The 20468-nt window shown below is 42.8% G+C and carries 14 protein-coding genes and 3 pseudogenes; 2 read left to right on the top strand and 15 right to left on the bottom strand.

Annotated elements, in window-relative coordinates; translation table 11 throughout:
• Positions 1–294: 294 nt before the first annotated feature.
• Positions 295–549 (bottom strand): annotated as a pseudogene (locus tag HMPREF2926_RS08005) (IS3 family transposase); the annotation flags it as partial.
• 335 nt (positions 550–884) lie between these two features.
• Between HMPREF2926_RS08005 and gshAB the strand changes: the two are divergent.
• Positions 885–3149, top strand: coding sequence for a bifunctional glutamate--cysteine ligase GshA/glutathione synthetase GshB (gene gshAB, locus HMPREF2926_RS08000; RefSeq protein WP_070587235.1), 2265 nt, complete (start codon positions 885–887; stop codon positions 3147–3149).
• Positions 3150–3269: 120 nt separating this feature from the next.
• Here gshAB and HMPREF2926_RS07995 read toward each other — a convergent pair.
• The 14 genes and pseudogenes from HMPREF2926_RS07995 to HMPREF2926_RS07935 form a co-directional block, all read right to left on the bottom strand.
• A pseudogene (locus HMPREF2926_RS07995) lies at positions 3270–3653 on the bottom strand (transposase); the annotation flags it as partial.
• A gap of 228 nt (positions 3654–3881) precedes the next feature.
• Entirely contained in the window at positions 3882–4304 is a 423-nt protein-coding gene (locus HMPREF2926_RS07990) for a hypothetical protein (protein ID WP_070587234.1), read from the bottom strand.
• A 91-nt stretch (positions 4305–4395) separates the two neighbouring features.
• Positions 4396–4828, bottom strand: a pseudogene (locus tag HMPREF2926_RS11445) (hypothetical protein).
• Between the two features lie 102 nt (positions 4829–4930).
• Entirely contained in the window at positions 4931–5239 is a 309-nt protein-coding gene (locus HMPREF2926_RS07985; RefSeq protein WP_081103057.1) for an ABC transporter, read from the bottom strand.
• A 156-nt stretch (positions 5240–5395) separates the two neighbouring features.
• A complete protein-coding gene (locus HMPREF2926_RS07980; RefSeq protein ID WP_070587232.1) occupies positions 5396–5980 on the bottom strand; it encodes a DUF1307 domain-containing protein in 585 nt (194 codons plus the stop codon).
• 129 nt (positions 5981–6109) lie between these two features.
• On the bottom strand, positions 6110–7108 hold the full coding sequence (gene galE / locus HMPREF2926_RS07975) for a UDP-glucose 4-epimerase GalE (protein ID WP_070466171.1): 999 nt from the start codon (positions 7106–7108) through the stop codon (positions 6110–6112).
• Between the two features lie 63 nt (positions 7109–7171).
• Positions 7172–8644, bottom strand: coding sequence for a UDP-glucose--hexose-1-phosphate uridylyltransferase (galT, locus tag HMPREF2926_RS07970; RefSeq protein ID WP_070466173.1), 1473 nt, complete (start codon positions 8642–8644; stop codon positions 7172–7174).
• 12 nt (positions 8645–8656) lie between these two features.
• A complete protein-coding gene (locus HMPREF2926_RS07965; RefSeq protein ID WP_371106517.1) occupies positions 8657–9835 on the bottom strand; it encodes a galactokinase in 1179 nt (392 codons plus the stop codon).
• A 239-nt stretch (positions 9836–10074) separates the two neighbouring features.
• Positions 10075–12498, bottom strand: coding sequence for a glycoside hydrolase family 3 N-terminal domain-containing protein (locus HMPREF2926_RS07960; protein ID WP_070587230.1), 2424 nt, complete (start codon positions 12496–12498; stop codon positions 10075–10077).
• A 125-nt stretch (positions 12499–12623) separates the two neighbouring features.
• A complete protein-coding gene (gene gtfA, locus HMPREF2926_RS07955) occupies positions 12624–14066 on the bottom strand; it encodes a sucrose phosphorylase (RefSeq protein ID WP_070587229.1) in 1443 nt (480 codons plus the stop codon).
• Between the two features lie 238 nt (positions 14067–14304).
• Positions 14305–15138, bottom strand: a complete 834-nt coding sequence (locus HMPREF2926_RS07950; protein WP_021153463.1) for a carbohydrate ABC transporter permease — start codon at positions 15136–15138, stop codon at positions 14305–14307.
• Positions 15139–15151: 13 nt separating this feature from the next.
• Positions 15152–16018 carry a carbohydrate ABC transporter permease gene (locus HMPREF2926_RS07945; RefSeq protein WP_023022883.1) on the bottom strand — a complete coding sequence of 289 codons (867 nt, stop codon included), beginning with the start codon at positions 16016–16018 and terminating at the stop codon, positions 15152–15154.
• Between the two features lie 13 nt (positions 16019–16031).
• Positions 16032–17291 (bottom strand): extracellular solute-binding protein, encoded by a 1260-nt coding sequence (locus tag HMPREF2926_RS07940; protein WP_070587227.1) that lies wholly within the window; start codon positions 17289–17291, stop codon positions 16032–16034.
• Positions 17292–17305: 14 nt separating this feature from the next.
• Complete coding sequence (locus HMPREF2926_RS07935) at positions 17306–19468, bottom strand: alpha-galactosidase (RefSeq protein WP_070587225.1); 2163 nt, start codon at positions 19466–19468, stop codon at positions 17306–17308.
• 161 nt (positions 19469–19629) lie between these two features.
• On the opposite strand from HMPREF2926_RS07935, the gene HMPREF2926_RS07930 reads away from it, so the two are divergent.
• A complete protein-coding gene (locus HMPREF2926_RS07930) occupies positions 19630–20463 on the top strand; it encodes an AraC family transcriptional regulator (protein WP_070587223.1) in 834 nt (277 codons plus the stop codon).
• Positions 20464–20468 lie beyond the last annotated feature (5 nt).

Below are 20468 nucleotides of genomic sequence, written 5' to 3'. Positions count from 1 at the left end.
TAAAATATGATGTAATTTTTGACAATATCTGTTAGACTATCTTCAGTTATGTTTCTCCACTTATTAAGATAGAAGGTTTCAGACTTGAGAACAGAGTGAAACCATCCGATACAGCCATTATCTGCTATTTCGCCTCTTTTCTGAGAATTCTTACACTCCTGTTTCCAGCGATAAAGGTGGAGCGTTTGACGCCGAAACATTCTAAAATAATCGATACAGGGCACGTTTTCTTATACTCTTCTACTAGCTTGATAAGACTTACTTTGTCGATTCTCTTATCAAGTTCTGATACTTTTTTAGTAATTCTACCTGCAAACGTAACTGTTCTACTTCAGATAATTGTTTCATCCCTTTACCATAAGTATATTGTTTCCCCACAGGTTGGTGGAAACGGTACAATTCATCATTCTGATACCATTGCCACCAAGTCTTGGCCTGACTAACATTTTTGATACCGAGGGTATCCATGATAAACTTGTTTGATTTGCCTGTCTTCTTCATTTCGATACAGGCTAGCTTAGTTTCTACCGAATATGCTTCTTTGACCATAACAAAACACTCCTGTTTCTAGTTTACCAGATTTCAACAGGAGTGTTTTTCTTGTGTCTCATTTTATGGGTGCAGTGCCGACCCTAGGGATTCTTTCGTTCTCATATATACGTCATTAGTATAGGCTAATTTGATTTAAATTCCAAGAGAAATAACATTTTACATAAAAATCAGTGGGTATTTTACAATTTTTGCATATAATAGAGCTAAAAAACAACTGGTTTTAAGAATTCTTATCTGAAACATTCGGAAATTCCCCTTAACCGTAGCGGAAAGTTGTTTTCTTCTCCTATTTATAATAGACTATCACTAACATTAGATGAAAAGGTGACTCTATGACTATAAATCAACTGCTTCAAAAGCTGGATCCTACTAGCCCTATCCTTCAAGCTAACTTTGGAATTGAACGAGAAAGTCTTCGTGTCGATAGACAGGGAAAATTAGCACATACGCCTCACCCTTCCTGCCTAGGAGCTCGAAGTTTCCACCCTTATATTCAAACAGATTTTTGTGAGTTTCAGATGGAACTCATCACACCAGTTGCTAAATCTACCACTGAGGCTCGTCGATTTCTTGGAGCCATTACCGATGTAGCTGGACGTTCCATCAGTAAAGATGAACTTCTCTGGCCCTTGTCCATGCCTCCTCGTATCAACGCCCAAGAAATCCAAGTTGCCCAACTGGAAAATGAATTTGAACGCCATTATCGTAACTACCTGGCCGAAAAATACGGAACTAAACTACAAGCTATCTCAGGTATCCACTATAATATGGAACTAGGGAAAGATTTGGTTGAAGCCCTATTCCAAGAAAGTGACCAGATTGATATAATTGCTTTCAAAAACGCCCTCTATCTTAAGCTGGCTCAGAACTATTTGCGCTATCGTTGGGTGATTACCTATCTCTTTGGTGCTGCACCTGTTGCTGAGCAAGGCTTCTTCGACCAAGAAGTGCCAGAACTCGTGCGTTCCTTCCGAAACAGCGACCATGGTTATGTCAATAAGGAAGAAATACAAGTATCTTTTGCAAGCCTAGAAGACTATGTCTCTGCCATCGAAAACTATATCGAACAAGGTGATTTGATTGCGGAAAAGGAATTTTACTCGGCTGTTCGTTTCCGTGGACAAAAGGTTAATCGCTCCTTCCTTGACAAGGGAATCACCTACCTAGAATTCCGTAACTTCGACCTCAACCCCTTTGAGCGTATCGGTATTAGCCAAACTACCATGGATACCGTACACCTACTCCTTCTAGCCTTCCTCTGGCTGGATGCCCCTGAAAATGTTGATCAGGCTCTGGCTCAAGGTCACGCGCTGAATGAAAAAATTGCCCTCTCTCATCCTTTAGAACCTCTACCTTCTGAAGCTGAAACTCAGAACATTACGACAGCTCTAGACCAACTGGTGCAACATTTTGGGCTTGGTGACTATCATCAAGGTCTGGTCAAACAAGTTAAAGATGCCTTTGCAGATCCCAGTCAGACACTAGCTGCTCAACTTCTTCCTCATATCAAAGACAAGTCCCTTTCTGACTTTGCCCTTGACAAGGCGCTTGCCTATCATGATTACGACTGGACTGCCCACTATGCCCTTAAGGGTTATGAGGAGATGGAACTTTCTACCCAGATGCTGCTCTTTGATGCCATTCAAAAAGGGCTTCATTTTGAAATCCTAGATGAGCAGGATCAATTCCTTAAACTCTGGCATAAAGATCATGTTGAGTACGTCAAAAATGGTAACATGACCTCAAAAGACAACTATGTAGTTCCTCTTGCCATGGCTAATAAAACCGTGACCAAAAAAATCCTGGCTGATGCTGGCTTCCCTGTCCCTGCCGGCGACGAATTTACCAGTCTAGAACAAGGTCTAGCCTACTATCCTCTTATCAAGGGCAAGCAAATTGTGGTTAAACCAAAATCAACCAACTTCGGTCTGGGCATTTCCATTTTCCAAGAGCCTGCCAGCCTTGATAACTATAAGAAAGCTCTCGAGATTGCCTTTGCAGAAGATACAGCTGTTCTTGTTGAAGAATTTATCCCAGGAACCGAATACCGTTTCTTCATTCTGGACGGGCGTTGTGAGTCTGTCCTCCTTCGTGTCGCTGCTAATGTTGTCGGTGATGGCAAACACACCATTCGTGAATTAGTCGCTCAGAAAAATGCCAATCCATTGCGAGGCCGTGACCACCGCTCACCTCTGGAAATCATTAAGCTAGGAGACATCGAACAATTGATGTTGACTCAGCAAAGTTATGCACCTGATGATATTCTCCCAGAAGGGAAAAAGGTCAATCTCCGCCGTAACTCCAACATTTCTACGGGTGGTGACTCTATTGATGTCACTGAGACAATAGATTCCTCTTACCAAGAATTGGCAGCAGCTATGGCAACTAGCATGGGGGCCTGGGCTTGCGGGGTTGACCTCATCATTCCAGATAAAACTCAGCCTGCTAGCAAGGAAAAACCTCATTTCACTTGTATCGAGCTCAACTTCAATCCCGCTATGTATATTCACACCTATTGTGCTGAAGGTCCTGGACAAGCTATCACTCCAAAAATCCTAGACAAGCTTTTTCCAGAAGTTGCCACAAGTCAAACCTAAAACCTAATTCTTAGGAACAAACAAATCACCTTTATCTCGATGATATGATACCTCTTAAGTAGACAAGGTAAATACCTAAAATCTACGGCTCTTTGTCAACTTTAGTGGGTTGAAGAAAAGCTAAGCTCGAGAAAGGACAAATTTCGTCCTTTCTTTTTTGATATTCAGAGCGATGAAAATTCGCTTCTTGAAGTTTTCAAAGTTCCGAAAACCAAAGGCATTGCGTTTGATAAGTTTGATGAGATTATTAGTCGCTTCCAATTTTGCGTTGGAATAGGATAACTGAAGGGCATTGATGATTTTCCCTTTGTCCTTTAGAAATGTTTTAAAGACAGTCTGAAAAAGAGAATGAACCTTCTTTATATTGTCTTCAATGAGTCCAAAAAATTTCTCTGGTTCCTTATTCTGAAGGTGAAAAAGCAAGAGCTGATAGAGATTATAGTGGTATTTCAAGTCTTCTGAATAGCTCAAAAGCTTGTCTAGGATTTCTTTATTGCCTAAATTGTCAAATTAAGTTAGACTTTTCAAGTAACTCAGAAAAACTTGGTAGGGTGATTGAAATAGTTCTAATGGTAATTCATAAACCACACGCTGAGGGGCAATTCCTCCCTCCTCATCAACATAATAAAGATGATTACCATCTCTCCAGACATGCTGACCGTATCCTTTTACCTCTTCAAAATGGATAACATCTTCCCATTGTAGTCTTGTTGATTTTATTTTATACCTCTTTTACTTAAGTGGTGATACATAATCATCTGGAAGTTTGCCTTCAGATTCAATCCACTGTTTCTCCGCAATTGGAATCAATTCTTCAAGTTCTTCCTTAGAGAACAGTTTCCTATTTTTAGGGACATCTATCAAAGAAGCTGGATATTTACTTATAAATTTTCTTCTAGACTCTTTTCTCTCTTCTTCCGTCGGTGGCCAAGAGTCATTCTGAACTTTCCAGGAAACTTCTTGGAACGTTCTCTCCCCACTCTCTAATAGAGCAAATAATTCTTGTGGGAGTTCATAGATTACTAACCAAGAAGCTACGGTGCCTTCTTCTAAAACTAAATAATATTTGTCCTCATTTTTCCAAATGGATTTTCCATATCCTTCAATTTCCTCAAATTGGGTAACATCTTCCCATTCAAATTTTGTTGGTTTCATTTTATACGTTCCTTACTTAAGCTGCGATTCATAATCATCTGGAAGTTTGCTTCCTCAATCCACATTTACTTAGCAATCTGAATTATATAAATTATGAATGCTCTCTTTCGTACCATGATGTATATAATGGGCTGATCTTTTCAAATAATTCCTTTTCATATCTATATCTATTCTCTTTTACTTTCTCAACCAATTGACTAACTTTTTCAAATTCATTATTTTTGATCAATTTATCAATTAAATCTACATCTTTTTCATCAATGTTATGTGATGAAATATTTTTAATGATTATCTTTAAAATTTGATAAATTACCTCGTTATCATCTAATTTAGAAATCTCAGATCTTATTTCCCCTCGTTCAGTAAAAGCCAGATTATATCTTCCATTTCCATCCTCTATTACAGAAATTCCTTCTGGAAAGTAGGGAGGTTGTTCGGAAAAATAAATTCCAAATTCATCTAATTTTAAATTTCCAATTTTTGCAACTTCGGATTCAATTTTGTTTTTTTAATTTTATTATCATTTTATTATTTCTATTTCAATCTAAGTAAAAATCTACTTTTTTAATTCATAAATCGAGTTCTAATTTTAATGGCTTTACATAATTCGTTAATATCAGCAAAGGTTACCGTTCCAATAAATAATTAGCAATAATCATCGTTAATTCAGCAATAGTCTCGTTAGTCTGTTTTCTTATTTCAATATCATTATTCCAATAGTAAATGTCAGATAATCCCCCATGTGGTGGAAAAAGGGCTTGATAAATTGTCAATTTATCCCTTAAACTCATTTCTTTATTAGTATTTACATATTCTTTCAAAATATGTAGCTCATCCACTTGTGGACCAATATTTTTAATATTATATTTGTCAATGATAGACAACAAATGATCGATCGCTTCTAAAAAAGTTTCTTTCATACTACTGTTCATCATTAGAAAAACCTCATTAACTACTGCTATTTTTCATACAACAGTTAAGTTAAATTTCTTTAATCTCACTTTTGTTTAAATCCTATTCTACCAAAATATGGCCATGAATTCATACTAAAACAAAAAGAGAGCAGCAAACTGAACTGCTCTCCTTTTTGTTTATTTTTCGACCATACCGCCCTTGATAAGACTGTCTTTCGTTACTGAATAACTGACTGTTTTGTCATCTAGGGGATTAAAGCCTGGGACGATTTCTTTTAATTTATTAAAATCGATTTTTGTGTAATCAATGGTATTGCGGATATAAAAGATTCCGTCCTTGTATTCTGATGTCAGTTCAAATCCATGGCCCATCAGATCTTTGAATTTTTCTTGGCTCTTAGCAACGGCTTCTTTCATAGATTCAAGAGGGTTCTCACCAGGCACTTTTGAGACGTCGTAATCATCAACTTTTTCTTGTAATAACAAGGTATCTCCCTTGTAATACAAGGTTACAGTGGACTTACCTGCTTCATCACTCGTTTCGAGAACGGTTTTTTGTGCACCTGCTAGTGCATCCTCTTTTTTACTTTCATCAGTTGATGACTCTTTTGTCTTTTCTTTAGCGGATGATTTGCTTGTTGCTTTACTCGTCGCTTTAGTGGACGATGGACTAGTAGATTTCGTACTCTCTTTTTGTCCGCAACCAGCTAAAAGAAGACCCGCTGTCAAGAAGACGGCTAACAATTTTGTGGTTTTATTCATTTTGAATCCCTCACTATTTTATGATGGTTAAGGAAATGACTGACGTCTGAAATGAGTCATGTAGCAAGATCAACTGTCGTTTTAGATGTTATTAGAAAAGCCTCAAAAATGATGGTCGCAGTCCCCTCCTTATCGATCATTGTAGCCATCTGGGTGGCTGGAATGCCATGCCCAGGCTGTTTGGATGATGGTTTCGATATTATCAAATTTTGGTTGCCAGCCGAGAATTGCACGCGCTTTCTCAGAGGATGCGATTAAGGTATCTGGATCTCCTGGTCTGCGATCGGCCAGCTCAAGTAGGATCGGATGTCCTGTCACCTTGCGGGCTGCTTCAACGATTTGAAGATTGGAGAATCCAGTCGATGAGCCCAGATTAAAGGCAGTAGATGGGTTGCCATTTCGGAGATACTCCACTGCTAAAAGATGGGCATCTGCCAAGTCAAATGGATGGACATAGTCCCGAACATTGGTGCCATCTGGTGTCTTGTAGTCATCCCCAAAAATAGCGATCTTCTCGCGTTTGCCTTGGGCTACTTGTAAGACGATCGGCAAGAGATGGGTCTCTGGTCCATGGTCTTCTCCGATGGATCCATCTGGCTTAGCACCCGCTACATTAAAGTAACGAAGGGGCACGTACTTGATGCCGTAGGCTTGATCAGCCCAGCGCATGATGGTTTCCATCATGAGCTTGCTTTCCCCGTAAGGATTAATCGGCTTTTGTGGAGTGGTTTCAAGAATCGGAATTTCTTCTGGAATGCCGTAGGTGGCAGCAGTTGAAGAAAAGACGATGTAGTGCACCCCACATTCATGCATGACTTCCAAGAGTTTGACCATGCCTGCTGTATTGTTATCAAAATATTTCAATGGATCGGCCATGGACTCAGCAACCAGTGAATAGGCCGCAAAGTGGATGACCGCATCGATATCGGCATGTTCCTTAAAAACAGTGCGCATAAAGTCTTGATCCGCCAGGTCTCCTTGGTAAAAGACGGCATCTGGATGCACCGCTGCACGGTGGCCTGTGACCAGACTATCAACCACGACGACTTTTTCCTGTCCTTCATTGACCAAGCGGTCCACCATGTGGGAACCGATATAGCCAGCTCCTCCGAGTACGAGTATTGCCATTTGTTTTCCTTTCGCTTCTTGTCTTCTCTCTTATTGTACCAAATTTCTGCCGCTTCTCCACACTTAAAGTGTCGCAACAAAGCGTCTAAAGGCAGCTTGTCCTTCTGCTGTTCTCTTGTAGACTCCAGCATCTTCCAGCACGCGCGCAAAGATCTGGCCAACCGATTCACGGACAAGGGCCTCTGCCTCTGCTTCTTCTGTGATGGCTGGGTGAGTGGCTTTCAAATCATCTGCCCAAGCCTGGTGGTAGGTTGCCACTGTATTCTCACGTCCAAGCAAATATTCTTGAACCTGCTTGAGCTCTTCCTTGAGGCGAGGTGGCAAAATGGCCAAGCCCATGACTTCGATCAGGCCGATATTTTCTTTTTTGATGTGTTGCACATCCGCGTGCGGGTGGTAAATGCCATCGGGATGCTCTGGTGAGGTTTGGTTGTCACGGAGCACCAAGTCCAATTCATAATGCCCATCACGAATCCGTGCAATGGGGGTAATGGTATGGTGGGGCTGACCATCGGATGCTGCTAAGACCTGAACAGCTGGATCCGAGTAGCCTCGCCAGGCTGTGAGGATATGGTCTGCCAGGGCAATCAATTGCGCCTTGTCATCTGATTGCAGACGAAGAACTGACATGGGCCAGTTGACAATCCCTACCGATACAGCCTCAAATCCCTCAACGCTAAAGCTTTCCTCAACAGGAGCCAGCTCCATAGGGAAGGTATGTCGTCCGCCTTGGTAATGATCATGAGTCAGAATGGACCCCCCTACAATGGGCAGATCTGCATTGGACCCTGCAAAATAGCCTGGAAAAGTCTCGACAATGGTCAAGAGTCGCTCAAAGGTCTTGCGGCTAATGGCCATGGGAACATGCTGGCTATCGAGGAAAATGCAGTGTTCATTGAAGTAGGCATAAGGGGAATATTGAAAGCCCCAATCATGACCGTCCATATCAAAGCGAATAATCCTGTGATTAGCCCGGGCTGGATGGTCTAGGCGACCTTGATAGCCTTCATTTTCAAAACACAATTGGCAGGCTGGATAATGACTAGCTTTGGCAAGCTTGGCCGCCGCAATGTCTTTAGGATCTTTTTCAGGTTTTGACAGATTGATGGTGATTTCAAGAGAACCGTAGGGAGTTTCTGCCTCAAAGGCAATGTTTTGCGCAATCGCTTTGACCTTAATGTAATCATTGCGCATAGAGAGGGCATAGAAATCTGCAATCGCGTCTTCTTTGGACTGACGGTAGGTCTCCCAAAAGCGATGGTTGACCTGACTAGGGCTAGGGGTGATCCAATCCATCAACTCCGCACCCAAACTGTCTTTTGCGGCCATACCATCCTGGATCTTGCTATTTGCAACAGCGATCTCTACCAGCTGATCTTTGAGTGCGATCAACTCTTCTTTTTGGGCTGGAGCATCTAGCCCTTCTTCTCCAACGCGACTCATGATGCGATTTTTTAGATAAATCCGATCCATCTCTTCGTAGTCACTTGCCGCAATGACGGCTGTGACAAATGCATCTAATACCTGTTCTGTCATCCTATCTCCTTTTTAATCAAGTACCCGTGTTCCTGCCGCAACTTCTGCAATATAAAAGCTAGGCGCATAGCCAACGACTTCTTCATAGCGTTTGCCGACAGCTTCTTTAAATGCTTCAACCTTATCTTTGTTTACGAGGGCAATGGCGCAACCACCAAAGCCTGCTCCTGTCATACGAGCGCCCAAGACGCCTTCTTGTTCCCAGGCTGTATGCACCAAGGTATCCAATTCTAGACCTGTCACTTCGTAGTCATGCTCCAAGGATACGTGGGAAGCATTCATGAGACGGCCAAAGCCTTCCAAATCACCTGCTTCAAGGGCCTTACGAGCTTGGAGAGTTCGTTGGTTTTCAAGTACAGCATGGCGAGCTCGTTTGATGCGATTTTCATCCTTGATCAAGTAGCTGTAGGCATCAAAAGCCCAGAGATCCAGTTCCCCTAAGGTTTGGATATCCAATTTTTCTTGGAGTTCAGAGACGGCGGTTTCACATTCTGAACGACGTTCATTGTATTTTGAATCCGCTAATTCCCGGCGTTTGTTGGTATTCATGATGACTACGACATTGTCTTTGAGGTCCAGCGGTACCAGATCATACTCTAGGGTGTTGGTATCGAGATAAATAGCCCGTTGATCAGCTCCCATACCGATGGCAAATTGGTCCATGATCCCAGAGTTAACTCCGATGAAGTGATTTTCGGTTTGTTTTCCGATCTTGACCAGATCTAGACGATCTAACTGAAGATCATATAGTTTCTCAGCGATGACGCCAATCAAGAGCTCAAGGGAAGCTGAAGAAGAAAGACCGGATCCATTTGGAATATTGCCGTAGACATAGACGTCCATTCCGCTATCAATGACATGACCAGCTTCTTGCAAGAAGTGGAGTACGCCTTTTGGATAGTTGGTCCAGTTGTGTTCTTTTTCAAAGTGGAGGTTTTCAAGCGGAACTTCAATGATCCCCTTGTCTTCAAAGTTTCCTGAGAAGAAACGCAAGACCTTGTCCTCACGCTTTCTTGCCGCTCCGTAGGTACCAAGTGTAATGGCTGCTGGGAAGACATGCCCACCATTATAGTCCGTGTGTTCACCGATCAAATTAATCCGTCCTGGTGAAAAGAAGGTATGATCAGCCTTCTCGCCAAAGACAGCCTGAAACTTTTCTTGTAGATCTTGAGACGTGATTGATGTAGTCATGAGAAACTCCTTTTAGTTTTGTAAACGTTTTTATACTTTTATTATAATCGATTAAAAGTAAAACTTCAAGTATTTTTAGTAAAATTTTATTTAATTTTTATTTTATATTTAAAAAGCCTACAATATAGGTTTTTAAACATATTTCATTTCCAACTAACTTGCTATTGTTCGAGTTGATTTTAGTAAAACTTTACCAAAAAATCTCAATTGGGTCACTCCCAATTGAGATTCTTCATTCCTTAGTTTTTCTTTCTTGGATAGACAAAAGATCCAAGGAAGGTTAAGAGGCTGACACCCATAAGGGCTAGGAGGTTCTCGGTTTGACCGGTCTTTGGCAATACCGATGAAGCAGGACTAGCGGATATACTTGCAGGAGCCTGAGCAGTGTCATGTGACACAGAGACCGGAGTAACTTGTGGACCACCAAGAGAGCTTGCGTTTTCTTGCTTGCTAAGAAGGACCTGTGTCTCTGTGTTTCCAACCACTACTGGTTTTGTCTGATGGGTTGGATCTAGAACTGGTGAAGTTGGGTCTTGGGCTTCTGGTGTTGGTAATGGTGCTGGTAATGGAGCCGGTGCTGGATAGAAGAGACCATGACCAATACGGTAAGCGTACTCTGTTTCCGACATTTTTCCATCTACAATTTTTGGAATATCCACCGGTAAGGTACCTAGGTGTTCCTTGCCATTGAAGATGACTTCCACTCCTGCAGGAATATTAGGACCGAAAGCATTATCTGGTTTGAGGGATTCTGTTGGATCCATTCCCTTATTCCCATAGACTGCTAGAATAGCTTTGGCTGCTGGATAGTTGGCTACATCATAAGGTTTCGAGATGGAAAGGACAGCTGCCTTCTTATGGTTGGTGTTGGCATAATGGACGATTTCTGTTGGGATTTTGGTCCGCCAGAAATCTTTATCCAGTTGCCCTTCATAACCGATCTCTGAAATCACTACGATGTGAGTAGCTTTTTCGAGGTCTTCTTTTAGACTATCAAGGGTAGATTCTTTAGTGAAGTTCTTGGCCACAAAGGAGGTATCTTTTGGAAGCACTCCATCCGCGATTAAGCGACGCATGCCCAAATTTAGTCCAGGGACTTCATTTTCAAAAGCTCCTAGGAGGAGGACATGATCTCCTTTTTGCACCTTAAATGGCAAGGTTTGGTCTTCATTTTTTACAACCGTCACCGCTGCTGCCGCAATCTTGCGTTCCAAATCACGATTAAGGGTAGAGCCGACTGCTTCTTCTGCTTTTTCAGGTGTCCGAGCACTCGGATCAAAATTCAGGACCCCCCGTTTTTCTTTGAGGGTGAGAATCCGACGAACTGACTCATTTAAACGTTCTTCTGAGATGTCACCGGTTTTCACGGCATCTACCACTGCATTGACAATGGTATCAATCTTGCTTAAATCGGTTTTACTGCGAAGGGGCGTTGGCATCAAGACTAAATCAACTCCTGCTTTGATGGCCATTTTTACAGCCTCGACTTCACCGAAGTTCTTAGCGATAGCATCCATTCCCATGGCGTCCGAAACAATCACGCCCTTATAGCCGTATTTCTTCCGTACCAAGCCCGTTAAAATATCATCAGAGAGTGTCGCTGGAACATAAATTTTCTCACCGGTTTCTTTTGACACAACCTGATCTTTTTCAATTTGTGGGTATTGGATATGGACCGTCATCAAGAGGTCTACGCCAGCATCCATGGCTTTTTTGAATGGAAGGAGTTCCAATTTTTCAAGCTCGGTAAGAGATTTATCCACCAATGGGAGACCTGTATGGGAATCGACCGCTGTATCTCCATGACCTGGGAAATGCTTAGCAGCTACAGCGACATTGTAGTCTTGAATCCCTTTCATCATTGGAATACCTAAGTAAGCAACACGGTTTGGATCAGAAGAGAAGGAACGAAGCCCAATAACAGGGTTTTGAGGATTGTTATTTGTATCCAATACAGGTGCGAAGTCCACATTCAAACCTAGTGCAGAAAGTTCACGTCCGATGATTTGACCTGCCTCTTTAGCTAGTTTAGGATCATTGGTTGCTCCAATGGCCATATTTCCGGGGAGAGCTGTACCGCTACCCAATCGATAGACGATACCCCCTTCTTGGTCAATCGCTAACAAGAGCGGAATCTTCCCGTTATTGGCCTTGTTTTCAATCGCTGCCTTTTGCATATCTTGGGTCAGAGCCAGTGTCTGCTTGGTTTCTTTGACGTTTTCAGCAAAAAGAATGACGCCTCCAAAATCATATTTATCGATCGCATCTGCTACTTCAGCATTGACCTTGGTGAGATCCTGTGGCGACTCCTGACCTGCCTCCTGCCACTTACGGAAGTCCGGCATGATCATTTGCGTAACCTTTTGCTTGAGAGGCATGTCTTCAAGCAGTTTTTCCACTTGAGGAGATGCCGTCTCCGTTGTTGTTTCCGTTGGAGAAGCTGCTGGGACTGCTTGACGATCAGTCACAGTTGGCGTTTCTGCCACTTCTTCCTGATTTTTTGTGGTGGTTTCCGGCGTTAGAGAAGCCACAACCTCTTCGACTGTCGCTGCCGGTTCATTGCCTTGATCCGGTGCTTGAGCTGTGTCTGCTTTTGCCGTTTGGACGGACAATAGAGCAAAAGCTGTTAATAGGGCCGCAGATGGATACATGATTTTTTTCATAAAGCGACCTCCTTTCTTCATAGATATTGTACCATTGTTTTATAGTTTTGTAAACGGTTGCAATTTCTGAAATAAAAAATAGGATAAGCGCTTTTTCACTTATCCTTTAGTTCATTCATATGTTTCTAAAACACAATGTTTTGACCGTTTTCTGTCACTTGGTAAGTCCCGTCAGCAAGATTGATTCGGGCTACTGCTGTGGCGGTCTGGTCCTTGTTTTGGCGCGTGATGACAATGGTATGTTCATCTGGTGTTTCCACTTCAATGCTTCCTTCTAGATCAAAAGCTTGCGAGTTGTTCCGGAAACTAAAGAGCTTGAGAAGGGATTGCACAACTGGACGCTCTACTTCTTGAGCAATTTCTTCATTGCTATAGTAATGACGGTTGATATTGCGGCCTTCTTTGGTGTTTTCTAAAAGTTCCAAATCATTCTTCCCAGCTAGAAATCCAACATAATAGACTTGTGGAATACCTGGCGCAAATGCCTGAATCAAGCGGGCTAGGAAGTACTTGCTATCGTCATCTCCAAGCGCTGAATAGTAGGTCGAATTGATTTGGTAGATGTCCAAGTTGTTGTACTCTGCTGTTGAATATTTGCGTTTCACATTTGCTCCTACCTTGTAGAGCTCATTTGATGCATAGTCAATTTCTTCATCTGTCAAGATATCCTTGACATCAACCACTCCAATCCCGTCATGGGTATCGAGTGTCGTGAATAGCTTCATCGGACTCATCTTCAACCACTTAGCAAGGCGCTCCACTTTTAAACTATAGAGGGTATAGAGGGTTACCATTGGAAGGGCGAAGTCATAGACATAATAGTCGTGATCGGCAATCTTAAATTGGATGGAATAGTGCTCATGAATCTCTGGAAGAAGCTCAGCACCGTAGCCTGCCGCCATATCGCGCACCTTATCCAACAAATCCCAAATGTCTGGCTCCACGAAGAAATCATTGGTGTCCAATTTCTTGACTGCATAGGCAAAGGCGTCCAAACGAATGAGGTCACAGCCATTGCTCGCCAGGTGTTCGATGGTCTTGCGAATAAAGTCCATGGTCACGTCCTTGGTCACGTCTAGGTCAATCTGCTCTTCCCCGAAGGTATTCCAGAGATGCTCGGTCGTCCCATCCGCAAAAGTGATGGCTTGTTTAGGAGCTCGGTCTTTGCGCTTATATATTAAGTCAACGTCTGCTTGAGTCGGACGATTCTCCGGCCAGAACTTGTCCCAGTTCAGGAAGAGATCTTTGTAGGCACTTTGGTCGTGCTTTTCTTGGTAGTCCTTGTAGTATTTAGATTGACGAGAAATGTGATTGATCATAAAGTCAAACATAAGATAATACTTGTCGCCCAAGCGTTTGACATCTTCCCAATCCCCAAAGGCTGGATCCACTTGGTCATAGTCCACAGGCGCAAAGCCACGGTCACCAGTTGATGGGAAAAATGGCAAGAGGTGAACTCCACCTACTGCATCTCCAAAATATTTCTCCAGATTTTCATAGAGATCCTTAAGGTTATTTCCTAAGCTATCTGAGTAAGTAATTAACATGGTTTTGTTTTGAATTGGCATAATGGTTCCCTTTCTTTTTTGAAAGCCAAGTCTTTGAGGACCTGGCTTTCATGAGTTTTTATATTTTAGAATTACTTCCTAGGATACGATTGAAATCAGTAAGCTGAATCGTCCCTTTGTATCTGGAATTGAACACGCCCTAAGCTCTGTGTGAAAAAGATGAATCTTCCAAGAAGCCAAGGCTTCTTATTCAGATTCCCTATTTTCACTGTGAGCTTTTGACGGGCTTTGTATCTTGTTATTTCACTGCGCCGTTGCTCATTCCTGCGATGATATGGCGTTGGAAGAAGAGATAGACAATGGTGATACTGATAATACCGACCACGTAAGAGGCAAAGCTTGGTCCGTAGTCGTTGAAATATTGGCCTGCATAGTTGTATTGGAACAAAGGCAAGGTCCACATTTTGGAATCCCGGTTCAAGACAAGGAGTGGCAACATGAAGTCATTCCAGAACCAAAGGGCATTGATAATCATGGTTGTCGCATGCATCGGTTTCATCATTGGGAAGATGATGCGGAAATAGGTTGTGAATTTATTAGCCCCATCGATCTCTGCTGCTTCATCCAAACTTTCTGGAATCGAGATTTTGATATACCCTACATAGAGAAAGAGGGTCTGTGGAATCGCATAGGTCAAGTAAAGCAAGATCAATCCAAAGGTATTAGCCAAACCGAGTTTACTCATCATAACCGTAATCGGAATCATGATGACTTGGAAAGGTACAAAGATCCCAAGGATCAAGAGGGTGTACATGATGGTAAAGGCTTTTCTCTTACTCATATTGCGAGCGATAGAGTAGGCTGCCATGGGGATAAAGATCATTACTGCAAGTAAAGACAAGACAGTGATGACGACTGAGTTCCAATAATAGCCTCCGATTCCATCAGCCAAGAGACGGCTAAAGTTGTCCCATGTGAAGTTCGTCGGGAATCCAAAGAAATTATCTACAATATCTTTGGTGGGTTTAAAGGAACTAAAGAGGGTGGCAAGGAGTGGCACTAAAATCAGAACCGATCCTAGAATCAATAGAATATATTTGCCAATCAAGGCTTTTCTTTCATCTTGTTTCATCGTGCTTCTCCTCTTAAATTTCAAATTTCTTAGATACTCTCAATTGGATGATCGAAATCACTACAATCAAGAAGAACAAGATTACGGCAATGGCATTGGCATAACCGAATTGGTTGTTTTTAAAGGCGTAATTATAAACCAAGAGCCCAAGTGAGGTTGTGGCATTGTTTGGACCACCACCAGTCATGGCAAAGACTTGGTCAAAGGCGGTAAGCCCACCTTTTAGGGCTAGGATAAAGACCATAGAGACACTTGGTAGCAAGTAAGGCAATTCAACATTCCAGAAGACTTGCTTGCTCGTTGCACCATCGATTCTGGCTGCTTCTGTAATCTCAGTTGGAATAGATTGCAGACCTGCTAGGAAGATAATGATAGGCATAGCCACCCCTTGCCAAAGAAGGACAAAGACAGCCGCAAAGATCGCTCCCCACTTAGTCCCTAAAAGACTAGTTTGAAGAAACTCGATATGAAGGGCATTCCCAATCGCTGGTAGACCGTAGTTGAAGACTTGTTTGAAGATCAAAGCCACTGTCAAACCAGACAAAACAGCTGGGAAGAAGAACCACGCACGGAAGAAGGTTTGGCCTTTGATTTTAGAGTTCAAGACACGCGCAATGAAGATCCCAAGGGCAATCTCACCAACTACCATAGCAATCGTGATGATCGCAGTAAAGCCAATAGCATTCATGAATTTTGGATCCATAAAGAGGAGCTTAAAGTTGTTCAAGCCAACAAACTTGTAGTTATAGGTCAAACCTGTCCAGTTGGTAAAACTGTAAAAGGCTCCTTGGAACATTGGCACATAGAAGAAAATTGCTTGTAATAAGAGGGGAATGACCACAAAAGCCCATGCCCAATATTTTTGTAATACTTTTTTCATTGTCTCTCTACTCCTAATCCACATCCGCTTTCATCGGGTTAAAGAAGGCATTCAAATCATTGACCATTCCTTGTTTATCACCTGTCAAGACATAGTTCATCGTCAAGGTATGGAAGTCTGCTTCACTGGTCCAGTATTGTTGCAACCACACCAAGTGACGATCCGTAAAGGCATATTTGGTCATCCCAGCAAGCGGTGAATCCTCTCCTGCTTGTTTGACCCCTTCGATCGCTGTTGGAGATCCGTCCACATCATAGTACTTTTGCATGACTTCTGGACGGGTCATGTATTCCACAAAGGCATTGGCTTCTTTTGGATGTTTGGTAGTAGCGGAGATAGACCATGCTAAGTCTCCCGCACCAACGGTTAAGCTTTGTCCTTTTTCTTTCCCTGGAATCATGAAGGTCCCAATCTTAAATTTCGGTTTTTGTTCATTGATCGCTGTTATAGCCCAAGACCCATTTGGTGTCATGAGGACATCTCCACGCGCGAAGGCTCCGATAACGTCTGTATAGCCAGCGCCTTCCCAGTTCTTTTGCTTCGAACCTTTAATGCGAAGAATATCCATCACCTTGATGTCATCTTTCATAATCGGATCAGTCAATTTAATAGCATTTGGTTGAGAATAACGAAGGTATTGATTGGCTTCTTTTCCTCCACCTGCTGCTGTCGCAAAGGCTAATTGATTATACCCATTGAGTGTCCAAGCATCTGCACCTGCAATTCCAAATGGTGTTTGTCCTTTGGCAACGATGTCTTTGACTAACTGTTCAAATTCATCCCAGGTTTCAGGAACCTTCAAGCCCAGTTCTTCGAATTTATCTTTGTTGTAGTAGATTCCGTAAGCATTGGCTGTGAAAGGAACGTTGTAGACTTTTCCGTTCACGGCATATTTTTCAGCGTAACCGTTTTTCACGCGTTTGAGATAGTCTTTATTGCTTAAATCTTCGAAGACACCCGCTTTTGCCCATTCTTGCAGTTCGATAGACTGTGGGTAAATATTAACCACATCTGGCACATCTCCTGCGAGGACACGTGTTTTCAATACTTCACCACCGTTCGGTACATTGACAACTTTGACCTTGACCTTTGGGTTTTCCTTTTCAAAATCACGCGCGATTTCTTCTAAAGTTTTGGTCATTTCTTTTTTCTGGTTGAAATACTCGATGGTCACTGTGCCATCCGCAGATTTTCCATCGTTGGAGCAAGCACCGAGCCCAAACAAGGCTAGGCCTGTAGTCGCAAGAAGTCCGATTTTTTTATACCATTTCATTTGGCTGTCTCCTTTTATTTTTTGACAAAAACATATTGTTTGCTGAGGAAATCTCCCTGAGGAAGAACGACGGTTAAGCCGGCATACATGAGCTCAGCTCCTGAATAGACTTGGTTCGTCCCTTCTAAGCGATAGAGCGCATCTTCTTCCAATCCTTTGAGTTTCAGGGTCGGCTCGATCTCCTCAACCGTTGATAAGACCCGTACATAGGTTACAACCGTGCGGTCTTGATAAGTGAACTGGACGGCTGCTTGATTGCTACCTTGGCTTGGATTGATCAAGCGGCAGTGTTTTCCGAACTGAACAAGTGGTCGAATCGTTTTGTAATGAGCGACTTGAGCTGCGATCCGATCCAACTCTTCTTGCGGAAGACTGGTTAGATCTAATTCATAGCCCAGATTTCCCATCATGGCTACATGACCTCTCGTTTCAAGTGGTGTCATCCGTCCCATCTGGTGATTTGGCACCGCTGATACGTGAGCTCCCATAGAAATGGTTGGATAGAGATAACTAGATCCATACTGGATGGGAAGTCTGGCCATGGCATCCGTATTGTCACTTGCCCACACTTGAGGGAAGTAACGCATCATACCAAGGTCATTGCGACCACCACCACCGGAGCAGGACTCAAAGAGGATGTTGTCGTACTTCTCCGTCAAGTAGGAAACCACTTCATAGAGGCCCAAGATATACGCATGGGATTGCATCTTGGTTTCAAGGTAGGTTTTCCCATTTCCAAGCTTGGTGATATTGCGGTTCATATCCCATTTGATATAGTCGATCTCATGGTTTCCAAGTAAGTCATCCAAGACCTGCTTGATATAGTCCACTACTTCTCTATTTGAGAAATCGAGTACCAGTTGATTTCGTGAATAGGTGTGTTCGTAGCCTGGGACTTGAATAGCCCAGTCCGGATGAGCCCGATAGAGGTCGCTATCAACAGAAATCATTTCTGGCTCCACCCAAAGGCCAAATTGAAGTCCCTTGTCGTGGATGCCTTGGATCAATTCTGCTAGGCTTCCCCCTAATTTTTCTTCATTAACGGTCCAGTCACCGAGGGCCCGATTGTCATCATACCGATTGCCAAACCAACCATCATCAAGAACAAAGAGTTCGATGCCCACTTTTTGAGCTTCGTCTGCTAGCTCCAATAATTTGTCTTTTTTGAAATCAAAGTAGGTGGCTTCCCAGTTATTGATCAGGATCGGACGTTCTTTATAAGCAAACGGTGCTGGAATAATATGGCTTTGAACAAAAGCTTGGCTCTCTTGGCTAAGACCGGTCAATCCCTGATGGGAGTATGTGATCATGGCCACTGGCGTATCAAAACTCTGATTTGCTTCCAATTCCCAGGCGAAGTTTTCAGGATTGATTCCTAGTCCAACCCGAACTTCATTGAGTTGATTTTTCTGAACAAAAGCTTCAAAATTTCCACTGTAGAGCAGTTGGAAGGCAAGAGCAGAACCCGCATCTTCTGTCACTTCATGATCAGCGAGAATAAGGGCTGGGGTCTGGGCGTGTCCAGAAGCACCACGGTTAGAGCTGATGGAGAAGATTCCTTGCTCCACTTGCTGACGGCGGACTGTTTTTTCTCTCGCATAGGCCCCTTGAAGGGTGATGACATCATAGTCACCTGCTGGGACATCTGCCATCACACTAAGAGCCTTGTGAATCACGACGGTTTCGTCACCATAGTTTTCAATCTTAGAAAAGCTAGTGATAGTAGCCTGATCCTCGTAGGCGGTGTAGTAGAGGGTCAAACGAAGGGCTGCTTGATCATCTTCAAAGACCAAGGCCAAGGTTTCAGCCTGATCTCCTGTATGTGGATTCGGAAGACCGGTCGCCTCGACACTACCAGAGTAGATATTGGCTCCGACATAGAGGAAATCCGTCACCTCTGTGGCTCCGTGCTGGATCTGGATAGACGGTTTTCGAAAATCTCCTAGTCCGTGCTGGCCCAAGACCTGTCGCTGGGTATCCAAGCTAAAGGTTCGATTGTCAGGTGTGAGATTTCCTGAGAAAGCATGGTCCTTCTCATGCACTGTATTGGAAAAATGATAAGACGGGATCGGACGCCCCAGATGCTTAAGCATCAGGTAGCCATCGCGATTTTCAAGGATCAGGCTCAGTCCCTTACTTTCTACATAGAACAAATTTTGTTCGATACGAATTGCCATATCTTCCTCCATTGGATCCTATAAAATATCACTATGTATTTTTAAATTCGGTTCCAATAACTTTCTTTTTTAGCATGTCTTTATTTTACTCATTGTAAACGCTTCCGAAAATAGAATTTTGTTGCACATATATGGTAAAATGTTAGGTAGGAGGTTCAACCATGTCAGTCTTTTCTGAATACCAAACCGATACCATTGACCTAGCCCTTGATTTTTATGGCTACGAAGATTGCCCGAAGAACTATGAATTTGGCCCTAGCGTCCGAGATAATTTTGTCCTGCATTTTATTACAGAAGGGAAGGGAGTCTTCCACTTCAATAAAAAAGAAATCCACCTAGAGGCTGGGGATCTCTTTCTCCTCCCTAAAAATATGGTGACCTACTACAAGGCCGATGCCGAAGAACCTTGGTCCTACTACTGGATTGGCATCAGTGGCACCAAGGTGAGTGATTTCATGCGTTTTTCAACCCTGCATGAAAAAGGTTTTCTAAAGAAAACAGAGGTGGAAACAGAAAAGATTGGCCAGTTTATGGAGCAACTCGTCCACAAAGCAGAGGCTTCAAAGATGACTTCGCACTACCAACTCCACCTTCTCTCTCAGATCTATGAACTGCTATTTCTTATCAGTGAAGTGGCTCCCGATATCCATCGGAGCCATCCATCTCCCACCTATCAGCTCTATCTGACCTGCAAGCATATGATTGAGACGCATTACAATAAAGATCATCTAAGTATTCAAGAGATCGCCGATGACCTCAATGTCCATCGGTCTTACCTAACAACTGTTTTTAAGGAGTTTCACCAGATCTCTCCCAAAGAATTCCTGCACTCGGTCCGCATGCAGCGAGCCCAGCAATTGCTGGCCAACACAGACGAGAGCATCAAGATTGTAGCTTACTCAGTGGGTTTTTCAGATCCCCTCTATTTTTCAAAGGCTTTTAAGGCCTATAGCCAACTGACTCCTAGCCAATATCGTAGCAAACATAAAATTTAGTAAAA

This window comes from Streptococcus sp. HMSC078D09 (assembly GCF_001813675.1).
Classification (GTDB): Bacteria; Bacillota; Bacilli; order Lactobacillales; family Streptococcaceae; genus Streptococcus.
The sequence above is the reverse complement of the archived record's forward strand: the minus strand, read 5'-3'. Positions and strand labels throughout refer to the sequence as shown.